General features: G+C 65.1%; 16 protein-coding genes. 3 read left to right on the forward strand and 13 right to left on the reverse strand.

Translation table 11 applies throughout. From position 1 onward, the window contains the following. Positions 1–200 precede the first annotated feature (200 nt). Entirely contained in the window at positions 201–1,199 is a 999-nt protein-coding gene (locus STE01S_RS19525; protein WP_082813230.1) for a LysR family transcriptional regulator, read from the forward strand. Here STE01S_RS19525 and STE01S_RS05640 read toward each other — a convergent pair. The 11 genes from STE01S_RS05640 to trbB form a co-directional block, all read right to left on the reverse strand. Beyond that, on the reverse strand, positions 1,117–1,371 hold the full coding sequence (locus tag STE01S_RS05640) for a DUF2274 domain-containing protein (protein WP_062765717.1): 255 nt from the start codon (positions 1,369–1,371) through the stop codon (positions 1,117–1,119). The two genes, STE01S_RS19525 and STE01S_RS05640, sit on opposite strands and share 83 nt — an antisense overlap. Continuing rightward, complete coding sequence (locus STE01S_RS05645; protein ID WP_218016972.1) at positions 1,371–2,495, reverse strand: TraB/TrbI/VirB10 family type IV secretion system protein; 1,125 nt, start codon at positions 2,493–2,495, stop codon at positions 1,371–1,373. Before STE01S_RS05645 ends, STE01S_RS05640 begins: the two co-directional genes overlap by 1 nt. Positions 2,496–2,566: 71 nt before the next feature. Next, positions 2,567–3,547, reverse strand: a complete 981-nt coding sequence (gene trbG / locus STE01S_RS05650) for a P-type conjugative transfer protein TrbG (RefSeq protein ID WP_062765720.1) — start codon at positions 3,545–3,547, stop codon at positions 2,567–2,569. Further along, positions 3,544–4,233, reverse strand: a complete 690-nt coding sequence (trbF, locus tag STE01S_RS05655; protein WP_062765723.1) for a conjugal transfer protein TrbF — start codon at positions 4,231–4,233, stop codon at positions 3,544–3,546. Before trbF ends, trbG begins: the two co-directional genes overlap by 4 nt. Next, complete coding sequence (gene trbL, locus STE01S_RS05660) at positions 4,230–5,579, reverse strand: P-type conjugative transfer protein TrbL (RefSeq protein WP_062765726.1); 1,350 nt, start codon at positions 5,577–5,579, stop codon at positions 4,230–4,232. The genes trbF and trbL overlap by 4 nt, the downstream gene beginning before the upstream one ends. Before the next feature lie 3 nt (positions 5,580–5,582). Then, the gene (gene trbK-alt, locus STE01S_RS05665; protein WP_062765729.1) at positions 5,583–5,864 is read right to left on the reverse strand and encodes a putative entry exclusion protein TrbK-alt; all 282 of its coding nucleotides are present in this window, start codon (positions 5,862–5,864) and stop codon (positions 5,583–5,585) included. A gap of 10 nt (positions 5,865–5,874) precedes the next feature. Further along, positions 5,875–6,636: a P-type conjugative transfer protein TrbJ gene (trbJ, locus tag STE01S_RS05670; protein ID WP_062765732.1), complete on the reverse strand. Its 762-nt coding sequence runs from the start codon at positions 6,634–6,636 to the stop codon at positions 5,875–5,877. After that, on the reverse strand, positions 6,633–9,071 hold the full coding sequence (gene trbE / locus STE01S_RS05675) for a conjugal transfer protein TrbE (protein WP_062765735.1): 2,439 nt from the start codon (positions 9,069–9,071) through the stop codon (positions 6,633–6,635). The genes trbJ and trbE overlap by 4 nt, the downstream gene beginning before the upstream one ends. A gap of 9 nt (positions 9,072–9,080) precedes the next feature. Beyond that, positions 9,081–9,362, reverse strand: coding sequence for a VirB3 family type IV secretion system protein (locus STE01S_RS05680; protein WP_062765738.1), 282 nt, complete (start codon positions 9,360–9,362; stop codon positions 9,081–9,083). Beyond that, a complete protein-coding gene (locus STE01S_RS05685) occupies positions 9,362–9,694 on the reverse strand; it encodes a TrbC/VirB2 family type IV secretion system protein (protein ID WP_035599872.1) in 333 nt (110 codons plus the stop codon). Before STE01S_RS05685 ends, STE01S_RS05680 begins: the two co-directional genes overlap by 1 nt. Continuing rightward, a complete protein-coding gene (gene trbB, locus STE01S_RS05690) occupies positions 9,691–10,680 on the reverse strand; it encodes a P-type conjugative transfer ATPase TrbB (RefSeq protein ID WP_062765741.1) in 990 nt (329 codons plus the stop codon). The genes STE01S_RS05685 and trbB overlap by 4 nt, the downstream gene beginning before the upstream one ends. Before the next feature lie 260 nt (positions 10,681–10,940). On the opposite strand from trbB, the gene STE01S_RS05695 reads away from it, so the two are divergent. Both STE01S_RS05695 and STE01S_RS05700 read left to right on the forward strand, forming a co-directional pair. Further along, positions 10,941–11,240, forward strand: coding sequence for a helix-turn-helix transcriptional regulator (locus tag STE01S_RS05695; protein WP_291842751.1), 300 nt, complete (start codon positions 10,941–10,943; stop codon positions 11,238–11,240). Next, the gene (locus STE01S_RS05700; protein WP_062765748.1) at positions 11,237–12,505 is read left to right on the forward strand and encodes a type II toxin-antitoxin system HipA family toxin; all 1,269 of its coding nucleotides are present in this window, start codon (positions 11,237–11,239) and stop codon (positions 12,503–12,505) included. Before STE01S_RS05695 ends, STE01S_RS05700 begins: the two co-directional genes overlap by 4 nt. Before the next feature lie 30 nt (positions 12,506–12,535). On the opposite strand, the gene STE01S_RS05705 is transcribed toward STE01S_RS05700, so the two are convergent. Next, positions 12,536–15,043: a S8 family serine peptidase gene (locus tag STE01S_RS05705; RefSeq protein ID WP_062765751.1), complete on the reverse strand. Its 2,508-nt coding sequence runs from the start codon at positions 15,041–15,043 to the stop codon at positions 12,536–12,538. Continuing rightward, entirely contained in the window at positions 15,036–16,241 is a 1,206-nt protein-coding gene (locus STE01S_RS05710) for an AAA family ATPase (RefSeq protein WP_062765754.1), read from the reverse strand. Before STE01S_RS05710 ends, STE01S_RS05705 begins: the two co-directional genes overlap by 8 nt.

Raw genomic sequence — 16,241 nt, forward strand, 5'->3', positions numbered from 1 at the left:
ACGCACCATTTACTGCTTGCACCGGCGAGATGCGATCCGGAAGTCCGCTAGCGACGTAGCAACAGTCGAATGTGTGACACTTAAGGATTTCGTGGGCGGCGGTAGCGAGGAGGCGGAGAAGACCCATAATTTGATCGGAACAGTTCTCGGGGGCTGACGGGGCTACGTTTGCAAAGACCTTTGCATCATGGGGAACCATCGTGCCGAGATCGAAGATCGAGCTGCGCCATGTGCGCTACATCATCGCCGCCGCGGAAAGCGGCAGCTTCCGGCGCGCGGCACAAGATCTCGGCGTCGAGCAGTCGGCGATCAGCCGCCGCATCCGGGATGTCGAGGATGAGATCGGCGCACAGCTGTTCCGCCGTCATCCTGCCGGCGTCGACCTGACGGACATCGGCAAACAATTCCTGAATCAGGCCGCTTCTGGGGCTCGCCAGATCGGATCGGCGCTCGACGGCGCAAGAACGGTGGCGAACAGAGGACGGCATCTTCGGATCGGCGTGTTCGGGCCTCTGACCATAGGCTTTCTGTCCGAGCTCTTCGGGGCCTTCCGGGGTGACCGACCGGGGGTCAAGCTGCGGTTCAGCGAGGGCAGCTGTCCCGAACTTATCGCGGCCGTGCGGCGGGGGCAGCTTGATGTCGGTGTCGTCGCCGAAGCATCGCCCGGGAAGGGCTTTGACGTGACGCCTCTGTGGGCCGAGCCCGTGTACGCGGCATTGCCGGACGGTGACCCACTCGCCGATCAGAAGGCACTCCGGTGGGATGACCTGCGTGATCGGCACTTTGTCGTGACTGATTTACCGACCGGCGATTTCGCGAAGGGCTACCTGATGCGAAACCTCCAGACTTCGCCCGGAGACCTACAGATCGAGCAATTGTCCGTCACTCGGGAATCTCTGATGCAGATCGTCGCGCATGGGGACGGCGTCACCATCGCAGGCAGCGCGCATGTCCGTCACGGAGTGCCAGGCATTGCTTTTCGCCTGATCGAGGATGCTGTTCTCCGCTATGGTGCTGTCCAACCGCGAGGGGCGCTCCATCGGAACCTCGAGCGCCTGCTGGCGCTGGCAAAGTCTTTCTCGGAGCGAGATGACGCTTGGTTCGCCCGGCAACGGCTCATGCGCCCTGAGCATCGGCGCGTGCCGCAAGTTGACTGCCATCGCGGCGCGCGCGGGCGAACCCCCGATCGGTTGCAATGAAGCGCTCGAGCATGGGCACAATCAGCTTCGTCGGGTCGCCGATGGTCTGGCCTTGTTCGCGGCCGAGTGCTGCGGCGTAGGCGACGAGGTCCCGATGCAGCGGCGCAGGGAGTTCAATCGTCACCTTCACCGGCTTGTCGTCGATGATCGGGCCGAGCTTCAGCTTGGTCATCACAACCCTCCATAAGGTTCGAGCACGAGGTCGCGGGTGACGATGACGCGCACGGGGAACCCCGGTCTGATCGTCAGGGTCGGCGCGACATTGAGTTGCCGACGGATGATCTGCTGCCCTGCGTCGTTGATGGTGTCCTGCCCGCCGTTGCGGATCGCCCGGAGCAGCCGATCCTGATCGTCAACGGCGAGTTCGGCGCCGACCGACAGCAGTGTCGACAGGCCGGCTGCCTTGGCGAGATCCCACCAGTGATAGTCGACGCCATCCTGAAGACCCGCATAGCCTTGCGCGTCGGCTCCGGGTTGACGTTCCAGGACGATCGAACGGCCATTCGGAAGGATGAGCCGCTTCCAGACGAGCAGCACCCGGCGCTGACCGAAGCCGACATCGTTGCTGTACTCGCCGATCAGCCGCGTGCCCTGTGGGACGAGCAGGATGCGCCCGGTCGGGCTGTCGTAGACATGCTCCGTGACCTGCGCGGTGATCTGGCCCGGCAGGTCGGATCGGATGCCGGTGATGAGGGCCGCGGCGATGACGGCGCCGGTCTGAAGCACATAGGGCGATGCCGGACCCATCACGCGATCTGGCGAGACCGTGCGGCGGTCCACGCCCGCATTCAGGAACGCGAGCTGGCGATCCTGCGCCGTCGCTGCACCTGGCTGGCCCGGAAGACCTAGCCCAGAGAGGCTCGGGCTGCCTGGTCCACCAACTGTCGCAATCGGAGCTGCGACGCGCGCCTCCGTCTGGAAGAAGACGCGGCTCGTTCGGGCAGCTTCTTCTTCCGCGCGTCTGCGTTGCTCGACCGGATCGACGGTGGGCGCTGCTGCCATCGGCGGCGTGACGGGCTGGCCACGGTTCTGCGCATCGAGGATGGGGCGCCCCAGATCCCCGGGCAGCGGAGGCCCAAGCACCGGACCGGTGTAGTCGCGTGGCAGGCCGGCGAGCCCGTCCGCGGTTCGCCGATTTTGCGTGGAGTAAAGCTCCTCACTGCCAGGACCGATATTGCGCGTCTGAAGCGCATAGATGAGCGCGCCACCGACCCCGAGGGCGGCGACGAGACTGATGCCGCCCAGCACCTTTCGCGACAGTCGGGTGACCCGGGGCGGTTCGGCGCGCAGCCGCATCGGCGCAGCGGCGTCGCCGGGCTGTGTGCCGACCAGCTGTGCGTCGGCTTCGTTGGGCGTGTCGCGCTCGCTCATGACGCGGGCCTCCCATCGGTGCGAACGATCCGGACCGTCTGCTGGCGCTCGCCACTGCCGAGACGGAGCTCGGCGGCGCCGAACAAGCGGTCGACGATCAGGATGTTCTGGTGGATCCGGCTGTTGGCGATCTGCGGTTCGCCATCTGCGCCGATGACGAAGAGCGGCGGCATCTCGCCCTGAACGATCCCACGCGGGAACTCGACATAGACGCGGCGCCCGTCGTCGTAGACCGAAATTGGCCGCCACGGCGGCGTGTCGCCCGTGAGGCCGTAGCGATAGTTCCGTGCCGCAACGGCCGGGATCACTGGCGTAGCGGGCACTGCCTGTCTCTGCGAGGCGGGCGGCTGGGGATAGGCCCAGGCGACGGCCGGCATATAGGGGCGTTCGCCCGAGCGCAGCTCGATCATGTAGATGCGACGGTCGGTGGTGATGACCAGATTGGTCGTGATGTCTGGCCGTGTCGGCTTCACGAGGACATGGACGCGGCGAGTGATCCCCGAGCCGCTCTCGGTGTCGCCGATGATCCAGCGCGCCGTGTCGCCCGCAGCGATCGGGCCGGCGCCGGTCAGGCTCTCGCCTGGTTCCAGCGCGATGTTGGTGATCTGCCCGGGAGCGGCATAGACCTGATAGAGCGCGCCCTCGCTCCAGGGATAGATCTGGATCGAGTTGTAATACCCCTCGCGGCGTGGTTCGACGCGCGCGGCGGCGTTGGCATTCTCCACGCGGCCCGCCGGCGTCCCTGCGGCAGCGCCACCGCGCGCGGGTGTCCAGGCGGGCGGTGTGTGAAGCGGCCTAGGTGGCGCCTCCGTGACGGCAGCCGGCACAGGGGGAAGCGGCGGCACATCGACGTCATAGCTGATCTGTGGCGGTCGGTTGGTCGCGCAGCCGGCCAGCGCCAATCCGGAGATCAGCAAAAGCGCAGAGCCGGATAGGCGGAAGCCGCGGCTCGCGGGTCGGCGGAGATGATTTCTCATTGCCCCATCTCCCGAGACCAGTTGATGGCGTTGACGTAGATCCCAAGCGGATTAGCCCGCAGCCGCTCTGCGTCGCGCGGGGGTTGGATCACGATGGTCAGGATGGCTGTCCAGCGCTGTGTCGTGGAGAGCTGGCCGTTCTCGTACTGGCGTTCGGTCCAGGCAACGCGGAAGCTGTCAGGCGACGCGCGGATCACGCTCGACACTTCGACCGACACCTGCTGCTTCCCGACGCGGGTAAACGGATCGTTGGCGCGGGCGAAGTCATTGAGGGCCGCCGCGCCGCGATCGGTCGTGAACTCGTAGGCGCGCAGCCAATTCTGCCGCACGACGATGGCGTCGGCCGGGATCGAGCGGACCTGCTCGATGAACCGCGCCAGATGCCAGGCCACCTGCGGGTCGGTGGGGCGGTAGTCGGCCTGCGCTGGCGCGACCGCCTGCGCCTGGCCGAGATTGTCGACCTGCACCACCCACGGGACGATGGTCCCGCGCGCCGACTGCCAGACCAGCGCGGCAGCGAAGCCGGCGGAGAGGATCAGGCAGCCGAAGGCCATGAGCCGCCAGTTTCGGGCCTGGACACGCGCTGAGCCGATTCTATCATCCCAGATCTGCCCCGCGCGCTGATACGGCGTCTCGGGCTCGGGCGTCTTTCCATAGTGGGTTGCAGGTCGCTTGAAGAAGCTCATGTGCGGTCGCCTCCGGAGAGATTGATGGAAGAGCCGCCGCCGTGGCTGTCGCCCGATCGGATCGCGTGTGCCGCGAGCGTGACGCCGTGGCTCATGGTCTGCCCACGTCGCATGCGCTGCGCCCAAGCCGGCGGGCTGGCGGCAGAGCCTGTGGCTGCCGGTGCGGCTGAACCGGCATCATTCGCGACCGTTCCCATGCTCGAGGAACCGCCGGTGGCTCCGAAGCCGCTTTTGACGCCGTCGGCGAAGCTCGAGCGAAGGCTTTGCGCGGCCCGGCGCAGCGGAGAGGCTGCCGCGCCGCCGGCCGCTCGTGCGACGCCGCCGAGGCCCGACGCGACGCCGGCGGCGCCCCACTGGCCGAGGGAACCGAGACTGTAGGCAGCGGAGGCGGCTCCCGCCGCGGTGGCTCCACCGCGCACGGCGGTGGCGCCGCCGGAAATGGCGCTCGCGCCACCGCGCAAGGCGAGCCCGGCCGCGCCGCCGGCAGCCATGGCTGCGCCGCCCGCGACGAGGCCGGTGCCGATGGCGGAGCCTGCGCCGAGTTGCGGGCCGCCGGAAACGATGCCGTTGGCGATACCCGGACCAAAGATGCCGAGACCGAGAAGCGACAGCGCCGCCAATACGACGGCCATCGCGTCGTCGATGGTCGGTGGCTGACCGCCGAATCCTGCCGTGAACTGACTGAACAGTGTCGAGCCGATGCCGATGATAACGGCGAGCACCAGCACCTTGATCCCAGACGAGATGACGTTGCCCAGCACGCGCTCGGCCATGAAGGCGGTCTTCCCGAACAGGCCGAACGGGATCAGGACAAAGCCAGCCAACGTGGTCAGCTTGAATTCGATCAGCGTGATGAAGAGCTGGATGGCGAGGATGAAGAAGGCGAGCAGCACCAGCGCCCAGGCGAAGAGCAGGCAGGCGATCTGGATGAAGTTTTCGAAGAAGGCGATCCAGCCCATCAGGTTTGAGATGGATTCGAGCAGCGGCCTTGCTGCATCGAGACCCGTCTGCGCGACCCGGCCCGGGCGCATCAGGTCCTGGATGGAAAACCCGGTGCCAGACGCCTGAAGTCCGAGGCCGGCGAAGCTTTCGAAGACGATCCGTGCGAGGTTGTTCCAGTTGCCGATGATGTAGGCGAAGACGCCCACAAACAGCGTCTTCTTCACCAGACGCGCGATGATGTCGTCATCCGCGCCCCAGCTCCAAAACAGGGCGGCCAGCGTGACGTCGATGACGATCAGCGTCGTCGCGATGAACGCCACCTCGCCGCCGAGCAGGCCGAATCCGCTGTCGATGTAGGAGGTGAAGACCCCGAGGAAATTGTCGATGACGCCGCTGCCGCCCATGGCTCACCGCCCTTCGTCGGCGCGTCGCGGCGCGGTGCGGGTGCCAAGGAAACGGTCGCGGGTTTCGGCCCAGATGCGCAGACACTCGCTGTCTCTGGCTGCGGCTTCCCCCATCTGCTGGCACCGACGCTGGCCCTCGCGCAGCGGGTCCTCCGCCTCCTCAAGCACGGGCGTCGGCCGAACCGCTGGCCTTTCCTCTTTCCGGGTCATCTCGATCGCCGTTGCGGTGATCGCGACGGAGACGAAGATGATTGCGCCCACGCGGGCCAGCGTCTTGCCGTCCATCCTGCTGTCCTCAGTTGCCGTTCGGGAACATCCGGGCGTTGCCGGGCTGATAGCCGGAGCCGGGCGTCAAGAACCGGCGGCGCTGTTCACGGCCTTGTTCGGCGGCTGCGGCTCGCTCGGCATCGACAAGCGCCTGCGCTCGGCCGTTCGCAGCGACCACAGCGACCAGGTCTGCGAGTTGCTGCGCCTGCAATGCGAGCAACTGGTTGCCGGCCTGGGTTGCCTGAAGCGCGCCGGTCGCACCCTGGCTCTGCCCGACCAGAGCCGCCATCTCGGCGCGGTTGGTGTCGATATTGCCGACGACACCGGCCTGCACGCGCAGCGCGTCCTGAAGGCCGCCGACCGTATTCTGCCAGCGCGATCGTGCATCGGAGACGAGACGCTGATCCGAAGTGGACAGCGAGATGTTGCTGTACTGGCTCTGAAAGGCTTGGTCGATCTGCTGCACGTCGAAGGCGATGCGCTGTGCCTGACCCAGAAGCGCTTGCGTGCGCTGCACCGATTGCTGGAGCTGATGAAGCGAGGAATAGGGCAGGCTCGCGAGATTGCGGGCCTGGTTGATCAGCATCTGCGCTTCGTTTTGGAGGCTCTGGATCTGGTTGTTGATCTGCTCGAGCGCCCGCGCGGCCGATAGGACATTCTGGACGTAGTTGGTCGGATCATAAACGACCCACTGCGCCGCTGCCGGGGTCACGAACACGGGCGAGAAGGCGACGGGCAGCGACAGGATGGTTGCGGCGAACAGCGCCGCGCGAGAGCGTCGGATCATCATGGCTTGGGCTCCAGGTTGGTGAGATCGGGAATGAGGTCGGCGGCCCATCCGACATCGCGGGCGCGCAGCCAGGCGGACAGGAAGCCGTCGCGGCCATGCTCGGCGAGGATCGCCTCGATGGCGGCCTGATCAGTTTTCGAGGATGCCGCGCAGAGCGCGAGGGCGACTTCGGAGAGCCCCAACTCGAACAGCCGGTTGCCGCGCCGCGACTGGCAGTAATAGTCGCGCTTGGGCGTCGCCCGGCTGAGGATCTCGATCTGGCGGTCGTTCAAGCCGAAGCGCCGGTAGATCGTGGTGATCTGGGGTTCGATCGCGCGTTCGTTCGGCAGCAAAAGGCGCGTCTGGCAGCTTTCGATGATGGCCGGAGCGATCGCGCTCCCATCGATGTCGGCCAGCGATTGCGTGGCGAAGACGACCGACGCGTTCTTCTTGCGCAGCGTCTTCAGCCATTCGCGCAGTTGCGCCGCGAAGCCGTCATCGTCGAGCGCGAGCCAGCCTTCGTCGACGATCAGGAGCGTGGGCCGTCCATCCAGACGGTCGCCGATCCGATGGAAGAGATAGGCGAGGACCGCCGGCGCCGCGCCGCCGCCGATCAGCCCCTCGGTTTCAAAGGCCTGGACCTCAGCTTCCCCTAGCTGCTCGCCTTCGGCGTCCAGCAGCCGTCCGTAGGCGCCGCCCACGCAAAAGGGGCGCAGCGCTTGCTTGAGATCGTTCGACTGGAGGAGGACGGCGAGGCCCGTCAGCGTGCGCTCTGTGACCGGCGCGGACGCCAGCGAGGTCAGCGCCGTCCAAAGATGTTCTTTAACCTCCGGCGTAATCGTGACGCCCTCGCGGGCTAGGATGGCCGCGATCCAGTCGGCTGCCCAGGCACGCTCGTGGGTCTCGTGAACGCGCGCGAGTGGTTGGAGGGACACCGACGACGCGGCGCCGTCCGTCAGGCTGCCGCCGAGGTCGTGCCAATCGCCTCCCATGGCGAGCGCGGCTGCGCGGATCGAGCCGCCAAAGTCGAAGGCGAAGACTTGGCTTCCCGGATAGCGCCGGAACTGAAGCGCGATAAGCGCGAGCAGGACGGACTTGCCCGCGCCGGTCGGTCCGACAACCAGCGTGTGACCGACATCGCCGACATGCAACGAAAAGCGAAACGGCGTGCTGCCTTCGGTCTTGCCGTAAAGCAGCGGCGGCGCACCAAAATGCTCGTCCCGTTCCGGCCCTGCCCAGACCGCCGAGAGCGGAATCATGTGGGCGAGGTTTAGAGTGGAGATCGGTGGCTGGCGGACGTTGGCGTAGACATGGCCGGGCAGCGACCCGAGCCACGCATCGACGGCATTGATGGTCTCGGACATCGCGGTGAAGTCGCGGCCCTGGATCACCTTTTCCACAAGGCGGAGCTTTTCGTCGGCGGTGCGCGGATCGGCATCCCAAACGGTGACGGTGGCGGTCACATAGGCCTGACCGGCATAGTCGGCGCCAAGCTCCTGCAGGGCCATGTCGGCATCGGCCGCCTTGTTCGCAGCGTCCGTATCGACAAGCGCGGAGGCCTCGTTGGTCATCACCTCTTTCAAAATCGCGGCGATTGACTTGCGCTTGGCGAACCACTGCCGCCGGATGCGCGTCAGCAGTTTCGTGGCGTCCGTCTTGTCGAGGAGGATCGCCCGCGTGGACCAGCGATAGGGAAAGGCGAGCCGGTTGAGATCGTCGAGAATCCCTGGCGTCGTCGCGGTCGGAAAGCCGTTGATCGTCAGTACGCGCAGATGGGCGGCGCCGAGCCGCGGCTCGAGGCCGCCGGTCAGCGGCTCATCGGCGAGAAGCGCATCGAGGTAGATCGGTGTTTCGGGCACGCGGACGCGGTGGCGCTTCGTCGAGACGGTCGAGTGCAGGTAAGTCAGGGTCTCAGCGTCATCGAGCCACCGGCATTCCGGCATGAAGCCATCGACGAGTTGGAGGACGCGGTTTGTACGGTCAATGAAGGCCGCGAGGGCTTCATGGGGATCGACGCCCGACTGTTGGCGACCCTCGTAGAGCCAGGTCTCCGCCCGCGCGGCGTCCTCGGCAGGCGGGAGATAGAGAAAGGTCAAGAAGTAGCTCGACTCGTAATGCGCGTCCGCTTCCTCGAAGTCGGCCTTGCGCTCCGCATCAACGAGGGCGGAGGCGGCGTCCGCGAAGCGGCTTGCCGGATAGGAGGCGGCTTCGTGACGCTGCGCTTCGACGAAGATCGCCCAGCCCGAGCCTAGACGCCGGAAGGCGTTGTTGAGGCGACTGGCGACGGCCACCAGTTCGGCGGCCACAGCTGAGTCGAGATCGGGACCACGAAAGCGCGCGGTGCGCTGGAAGCTGCCGTCCTTGTTAAGCACGACGCCTTCGCCGACCAGCGCCGCCCAGGGCAGGAAATCAGCGAGACGGGTCGCGGTTCGGCGATATTCGGCGAGGTTCATCATGGCCACGCCTCAGACCGAGAGATGGCCCGGAATGCGCAGATGCCGGCGGCCCACTTCGACAAAGAGCGGATCGCGCTTTGCTGCCCAAACGGCGGCGAAATGGCCGATCGCCCAGATGAGGAGACCAACCAGCCATAGCCGCAATCCGAGACCGACAGCGCCGGCGAGTGTCCCGTTCATGATGGCGATGCTGCGCGGTGCGCCGCCCAGCAGGATATGCTCGGTCAGCGCGCGGTGGACCGGAACCGAGAAGCCCGCGACTTCATCGGGATGATGCAGGAGGCCCGCCATCAGACGAGCGCCCCGCCGCCGAACGAGAAGAACGACAGGAAGAAGCTGGACGCCGCGAAGGCGATCGACAGGCCGAAGACGATCTGGATGAGACGCCGAAATCCTCCGCTCGTGTCGCCGAACGCCAGCGTCAGGCCGGTGACGATGATGATGATCACCGCGATGATCTTGGCGACCGGTCCCTCGATCGACTGGAGGATGGACTGCAGCGGCGCTTCCCATGGCATCGAGGAGCCGGATGCGTGGGCGGCGGGCGCCAGAAGAAAGCTCAGGGTCAGCGCCGTGGCGGCGGTTGCGAGGCGCTGATGGCCGCGCGCGATATGTCGGATCATGTGGGTTCTCCTTTTGGGTCGGGAGGCTGGGTTGCGGGGGAAAGGCGGTAGTCGGTGTCCGTCCCGATCCCTTCGACGCGGGCGAGTTCTGTGAGACGCCGCGCAGCGCCGCGACCGGAGAGCACAGCCACCAGATCGATGGTCTCGGCGATCAGCGCCCGGGGGACGGTGACGACAGCTTCCTGGATGAGCTGCTCGAGGCGGCGCAGCGCGCCGAGCGCGGTGCCCGCGTGGATCGTGCCGATCCCGCCGGGATGGCCGGTGCCCCAGGCCTTCAGGAGATCGAGCGCCTCAGCCCCACGCACCTCGCCGATCGGGATCCGATCCGGCCGCAGCCGCAGCGAGGAGCGCACAAGGTCGGACAGGGTCGCGACGCCGTCCTTGGTGCGCATGGCGATGATGTTCTGCGCCCGGCATTGCAGCTCGCGGGTGTCTTCGATGACGATGACGCGGTCGGTTGTCTTCGCGACCTCGGCCAGCAGGGCATTGGTCAGCGTGGTCTTGCCGGTGCTGGTTCCGCCGGCAACGAGGACGTTGGCGCGCGCTGCGACCGCCTGCCGGAGGATGACGGCCTGGTCGGCCGTCATGATGCCCGCGGCGACATAGTCGTCGAGCGTGAAGACGGCGACGGCAGGCTTGCGAATCGCAAAGACCGGAGCCGTCACGACCGGCGGCAGCAGGCCTTCGAAGCGCTCGCCGGTTTCGGGAAGCTCGGCCGAGACACGCGGCCGTCGGTCATGCACCTCGGCACCGACATGATGGGCGACGAGGCGGATGATGCGTTCGCCATCGGCTGCCGAAAGTCGTTCCCCCGTATCGGACAGGCCGTCAGAGAGCCGGTCGACCCAGAGCCGCCCATCGGGGTTGAGCATGACCTCGACGATCGCGGGGTCTTCCAGGAATCGGGCGACCGCAGGCCCCAGCGCGGTGCGCAGCATGCGTGCACCGCGTGAGGCTGCTTCCGATTGCTGATGGTTGACCGCCACGTCGTCCCCGTTCGCTTGCGGGCCCGCGCGATGCGCGGCCCTGGATCGGGGATGAGTAAGAAAGGCAGGAATTGGGGCGTTGCAACAACGCTCAGGGGGTCGTCGTACTGTGGCGAAGAAAGACAGGTGATCGGCGGTCCGGCGTTGAGCCGCGGCAGCATCTGAGGCTCCCGACCGGCGCGTTTTCCCGAGCGGGAATAATTCAGACCCAGGAGCTACCCCGAGGCGCAAGCTTTCCCGAGCGGGAAATTCTTATAGACATGCTTCCGAAATCCATGATACTTTCCCGTTCGGTAAATATCATGGCCAGACGCAACCTCACCACCGCCGAGATCGGCGACATTGTGCGAACCACCCGAAAGGCCGCTGGCCTGCGGCAGGACGAGCTTGCCGGCGCAGCTGGCGTCGGCTTGCGCTTCATCGTCGATCTCGAAGCGGGCAAGCCGACCGCACAGATCGGCAAGACGCTTCAGGTCCTTTCAGCGCTGGGCTGCTCGCTCGATATCACACCGCCGCCCGACCCCAAAGGAGCGCGGCCAAAAGATCCTCAGCAGCCATGACGCGCGTCCTCGATATCTGGTGGGACAGGCGCCTGGTGGGCCAGTTGACCCAGGACAAGCACGGTGAACTCGGCTTCGCCTATGCGCGGGCTTGGCTCGACGACGAGGCGGCGCAGCCCTTGTCCGCCTCACTGCCAAAGCGGGCGGAGCCGTTCACTCGCCGCGAGTGCCGCCCGTTTTTCGGCGGTCTCTTGCCGGAGGAAAGCCAGCGCGACGCCGCGGCTCAGGCACTCGGCGTGTCGCGCGCCAATGATTTCGCCCTTCTTGATCGCCTCGGCGGCGATGTGGCAGGCGCGCTCCAGCTTCTGCCGCCCGGCGAAGGTCCGACCGCTCCTGCCCCCGATCAACGGCCAACCCCGCTTGACGATGCAGGCTTGATCCGGGTGCTGGACGCGCTGCCCGTCCGCCCATTGCTCGCGGGCGAGGAAGGCTTGCGGCTCTCTCTCGCTGGTGCCCAATCGAAGGTGCCGCTGGTTCTGGTGGATGGCGCGGTGGCGTTGCCTGCGCCGGGCCAGCCCACGACGCATATTCTGAAACCGCCGATATCGCGGTTCGCGGCGACGACCGAGAACGAGGCGTTCGTGATGCGCCTTGCTGCCGCAATCGGTCTCGATGTCGCGCCGGTAGAAGCCCGCATCGTTCAGGATCGAACATTTCTGCTGGTCCAGCGCTATGATCGCGCCATTGGCGACGATGGCTTTGTGCGCCGGATCCATCAGGAGGATTTCTGCCAGGCGCTCGGCGTGCCACCGGAGACCAAATACGCGAGCGAAGGCGGCCCGACCTTCAAGGATTGCTTCGGGCTGCTCCGCCGCGTCGCCGCAAGGCCCGCGGTCGATGTGCTGAAGCTTCTCGATGCAGTGATTTTCAATGTGATCGCCGGGAACGCCGACGCACACGGCAAGAATTTTTCGATCCTCTACGGCGACGAAGGCCCACGCCTCGCCCCGCTGTATGATTTGCTTGCGACCGTTGCCTATCCCGATCTCTCGCCGAAGTTCGCCATGAAGATCGGGAAGCGGGCGACACTTGCCGAACTGGACGCGAAGGGGTGGGCAGCGTTCGCGGCGGACGTGGGTATCGGCCTGCCGCTGATGCGCAGGCGGGTCGCGGAGATCAGCAAAGGCGTCCTGGAGAAAGCAACCGCCGTCGCAGAGGAACTTGCGCGCCCTGAGTTGGACCGAACGGCTATCGAGCAGTTTGCCAACATGATCCGTGACCGCGCCGATCGCTGCGCTTTGACGATCGCGGGAGCCATGCGATAACGCGGTCGATAAAGAGCCGCCCATCGTCGGTTAAACCCGGGGAGTAATACGCGCTGCGGTACGGATATCGGCGATCTGGATGCCAAGAGCCTGCAGATTTTGACGCATATCGTTGAAAACCGGTTGCTCGGCGTCTGGATCACTGATGGTCACGATCACTGTGAAGGGCACGCCTTCTTCGGGCATGACCTCGCCCGCGCGCGTCAAGTATTCAACGAAGAGACGCCAGTTCGACGAGGGACCCACGCCCTGAGGGAAGGTTTTCGCCAAGACCTTTACCGGGCTCCATTTGAGGTCATGTTCGATGCGCTCCGCCTCAATCGGAGGAGCCTCCCGCCGTGACGGGAGATAAAGTGGTTCAAGCCGTCCTTTCCACCCGCCATTGGCTTGTTCCTGCTGGAGGACAGCGTTGATGTTGACCCGGACGAACTCCGATCCAAAACGGGCGTCGAGCGGGGGGGTGGAGACGAGCGTGATCTTTGCGCGACCACGGCACTTGCCTTCGGGGCCGACCAGTGACGCCGGCCATTGGAAACGGAAGTTGATCTGTTGGTCACGTTGGATGCGCGATGCGAAAACGAGAGTAATCGTGTGGTCGCCCGTTTCCAGGATGCGATCGGCAGAAGGCGGCATTCCGAATCCGACCATATGTTTGGCGATAGGCGCCAGCGTCTTATCCTGTAAAAGGGTCGGCATTTCGGCATGGTGAACAAGCAGACCGATCAGGGTTTCACGAGAGACCTCGCCCTCAATAGCGTGATCCAGGACAGCGGCGGTCTTCGCGGCAAGGGGCGCTGCATAGCTAGTTCCGCAGCCATCGACGATGGTGCCGTCGGGCAGGATCGAGAAGAGCCCGTGGCCAAGTTTAGGGTGCTGGGACCCTGCGCCTCCGATGTGAGCCAAGTCGGGCTTAACACCTGCGCGCAGTCCGGGGCCACGTCGGCTGTAGCGCGTCGGAGCGAACGGAAGGCATCCATCATGGCCTGGCGGGTTGAGAGCTCCCACAGCGACGTTGCGCGCGCTCTCGGCCGGCGTAAGAAGACCATCGTTGCGTGAGGTGGCAAGGTTGCCGAGCGCCGCCGTGGCGTCAGCAGGCCATTCAGGGCGCAGGTCTTGCGGTTGTATGTTGCCAGCTGAAATGAAAACGATGGCGTTGTTGCTCTCAGCGATCTGATCAAGCCGCGCTGCGTGGGGACTGTAACGATCTGGCGCCGCAGGCTGAAGGATGTTCAGGCTCATGTTGAACACGCGCACCCCATGTCGAGCGCGAGCGTCCGAAATGGCTGTCTCCATTTCGTCGAAGAATTGCGGCAAGCCATCGGGATAATAGGACGCAAAGGCTCCGGCTTTGCGTTCGTTCGGGAAGACTGCAACGTCGACCAACTCCGCGCCGTCGGGCTCGGGGCAAATCTCCGCGCCGTTTAGCGCGCCGCCCAGGGCGGCCAATCCGCCGATGAACGTCCCATGCGCAAGGTCGGTATCTTCCTCTGCGAGAACGTCCCACCGGTCGATGATCCAGTCTGACAGCGCTTCGCCGATTCCGCCGTCGATGATCCCAAGCCGGGGATGACTGCGGCGGCTGTCTCGGACGGGAATGGTGACATCGGTAGGCCGTGCGCGCGCGACTGCCGTGCTGGGTCTTGCGGCCCGCACGACGATGCCAGGAAGTTCGATCCGGCGCACAAGCGGATGGCTGTCAAGGAAGGCGAGCAGCCGGAGGTGTCGACCCACGTCGGGATTGAATGCGGCAAGCTCGCGCCGCCGTTCGCTGACCGGGGCATCATTCAGCCGCAGAACCGGCTGATCTCCGGACTGATCCAGTCGGACAGAGAGGATCGGCTGTTTGTGGCGACGGTTCGGCAAACGCTCGACGGCGAGGCCGCGATCTAGTGCGGCGAAGCCGGCAACGAAGCTCTCGACTAGGCGCCGATGGCTCGGGTCGAGGCGGTCCCACTCCGAGCGCGGCGGCGGGCTGTCAAACAGCTCGACTTGATAGCTGCTGCCCGTCATCGGATTGGAGAGCCACGCTACAGCCTCATCGACCGAGAAGCTGCGCCGATCACTTGGCCCGTAGAGTTCGATCCGGTCGATGGCACCGACCTCGCTCTTTCGGGCAGACGGATAAGGTTCGTCCTTCTGCTTTTGCTCGTTGAAGCGCATTTCGGTGTGGGTTTCGGCCTTGGCAATCTCTGCTGCCACCTGGCGCAGCGTGCCAGGCCGGGCTTCGACGAGCATAACTCCGAGATCTCCCCCGCCAACTATAGGGGTGCGATCGTGCCGAAACAGGCTGGCGATCGGGCGATGGCTTTTAGCCCAAGCCTCACGACGAAGAATAACCTTCACGAAGCCGATATCGCCCTGTGCTTGCGCGCTGAGAACGCCAGCAATAGTGTCGATTTGGCCCATCAGCGCGGTGCGATGGGCGGTGAATTCCGCATCGCGGTGGGCGAAGAAGTCCTTCCGACCGCCTCCACCACCAGCGTCACGCGCTTCCTCATAGTTTTCAGGATTGAGGACGATCTGGATGGGACTAGCCATTTAGCGTCTCCGCCTCGCCAGACTTGGCCGCGCGGCCGAGCTGACGACTGACCGTCGATTTGTCCTTGCCGGCAATCTCACCGATGTCGGCCATTGAGAAGCCGAGGATCGGATCATCCCGCATCGCCCGAAACAGATTGCTGGAGTCGTCGAATAGCAACGCGCGGCGTTCGCTTTGGACCCGAGCCGCGTTCAACGTGGCGAATTGGCGAAGCGTATCGAGTAGCCCGCGCTTGTCCTCCTCACGAACGGTGGTGGCCTTCTTATATGTGCGCACGAGAGACTCGATCTCAGCGCCAGTCGAACCTTCGGTAAACCATGCGATTAGGCGCAAGTGGATGTCCGGGGCCTTTACTGGTGGCATGAAATGCGCGGCGATTGCCTTTCGCATTTCGAAGTCCGGCTTGGGAATCTCAAGCTGAACCTCGAAACGCCGCCAGACGGCGGTGTCCAAGAGTTTCGGGTGATTGGTGATGCCAATCGTGAAGCCGACATCGCGGCGCGTATCGAGATTCTGCAGAAGTGCGTTTACGACGCGCTTGATCTCGCCAACCTCCTGGGGATCGTCACGAACTTTCGCGATCGCGTCGAATTCGTCGAGTAGAAGGATGCAGCGGTGACGGTTCGCGAATGCGAACAAGTTTCCGATATTGCGCGCGGTCGTGCCGAGGAACGACGAAACGAGCCCGTCCAGCTTCACCAGCACGACGGGGAGATCGAGCTGTTGCGCGATCCAAAGCGCCAGCCTTGTCTTTCCAGTCCCTGGAGCTCCGTAAACAAGGCAGGTTTTGGACGGCCGAATGTCGATCTCTGATAGTGCGTCGAAGTTGGCCCATTCTTCGATAACTGTCTCGATGGCACGACTGACGGTCGAGTTGAAGAGCGGCGCGGTCGGTTGAATGTCCGCCGGGAAGATAATCTCCGCCAACGGTGCGGCTGTTTCACGGTCGACCGGAACAGGCGTGTTCCGCGTCAGCGGCTCACCCGAGATCTGTGCCTTGGAGCGCTCGATCCGGCTTGGCGAAAGCTCCTTCGTCCGATCAGCGGTCGTGAGGATGCTGGTCAGAGCAGCGGACTGCTTCGCCTCCCCATCCTTAGCCAAAGCGTCGCGAAGTCGCTCGATCTGCTTACGTAGGGCGGGTGAAGCGTCGGCCATTGCCGCGCGACATAGGGCCTGAATGATCGAGAAGTGGTCCAT

Source organism: Sphingopyxis terrae subsp. terrae NBRC 15098 (assembly GCF_001598815.1).
GTDB lineage: Bacteria > Pseudomonadota > Alphaproteobacteria > Sphingomonadales > Sphingomonadaceae > Sphingopyxis > Sphingopyxis terrae.

Bases quoted from the DNA above. Each gene is read 5' to 3' on its own strand.
- STE01S_RS05640 (WP_062765717.1), bottom strand. From the start codon at position 1,371: ATGACCAAGCTGAAGCTCGGCCCGATCATCGACGACAAGCCGGTGAAG.
- STE01S_RS05645 (WP_218016972.1), bottom strand. From the start codon at position 2,495: ATGCGGCTGCGCGCCGAACCGCCCCGGGTCACCCGACTGTCGCGAAAG.
- trbG (WP_062765720.1), bottom strand. From the start codon at position 3,547: ATGAGAAATCATCTCCGCCGACCCGCGAGCCGCGGCTTCCGCCTATCC.
- trbF (WP_062765723.1), bottom strand. From the start codon at position 4,233: ATGAGCTTCTTCAAGCGACCTGCAACCCACTATGGAAAGACGCCCGAG.
- trbL (WP_062765726.1), bottom strand. From the start codon at position 5,579: ATGGGCGGCAGCGGCGTCATCGACAATTTCCTCGGGGTCTTCACCTCC.
- trbK-alt (WP_062765729.1), bottom strand. From the start codon at position 5,864: ATGGACGGCAAGACGCTGGCCCGCGTGGGCGCAATCATCTTCGTCTCC.
- trbJ (WP_062765732.1), bottom strand. From the start codon at position 6,636: ATGATGATCCGACGCTCTCGCGCGGCGCTGTTCGCCGCAACCATCCTG.
- trbE (WP_062765735.1), bottom strand. From the start codon at position 9,071: ATGATGAACCTCGCCGAATATCGCCGAACCGCGACCCGTCTCGCTGAT.
- STE01S_RS05680 (WP_062765738.1), bottom strand. From the start codon at position 9,362: ATGGCGGGCCTCCTGCATCATCCCGATGAAGTCGCGGGCTTCTCGGTT.
- STE01S_RS05685 (WP_035599872.1), bottom strand. From the start codon at position 9,694: ATGATCCGACATATCGCGCGCGGCCATCAGCGCCTCGCAACCGCCGCC.
- STE01S_RS05695 (WP_291842751.1), top strand. From the start codon at position 10,941: ATGCTTCCGAAATCCATGATACTTTCCCGTTCGGTAAATATCATGGCC.
- STE01S_RS05700 (WP_062765748.1), top strand. From the start codon at position 11,237: ATGACGCGCGTCCTCGATATCTGGTGGGACAGGCGCCTGGTGGGCCAG.
- STE01S_RS05705 (WP_062765751.1), bottom strand. From the start codon at position 15,043: ATGGCTAGTCCCATCCAGATCGTCCTCAATCCTGAAAACTATGAGGAA.
- STE01S_RS05710 (WP_062765754.1), bottom strand. From the start codon at position 16,241: ATGGACCACTTCTCGATCATTCAGGCCCTATGTCGCGCGGCAATGGCC.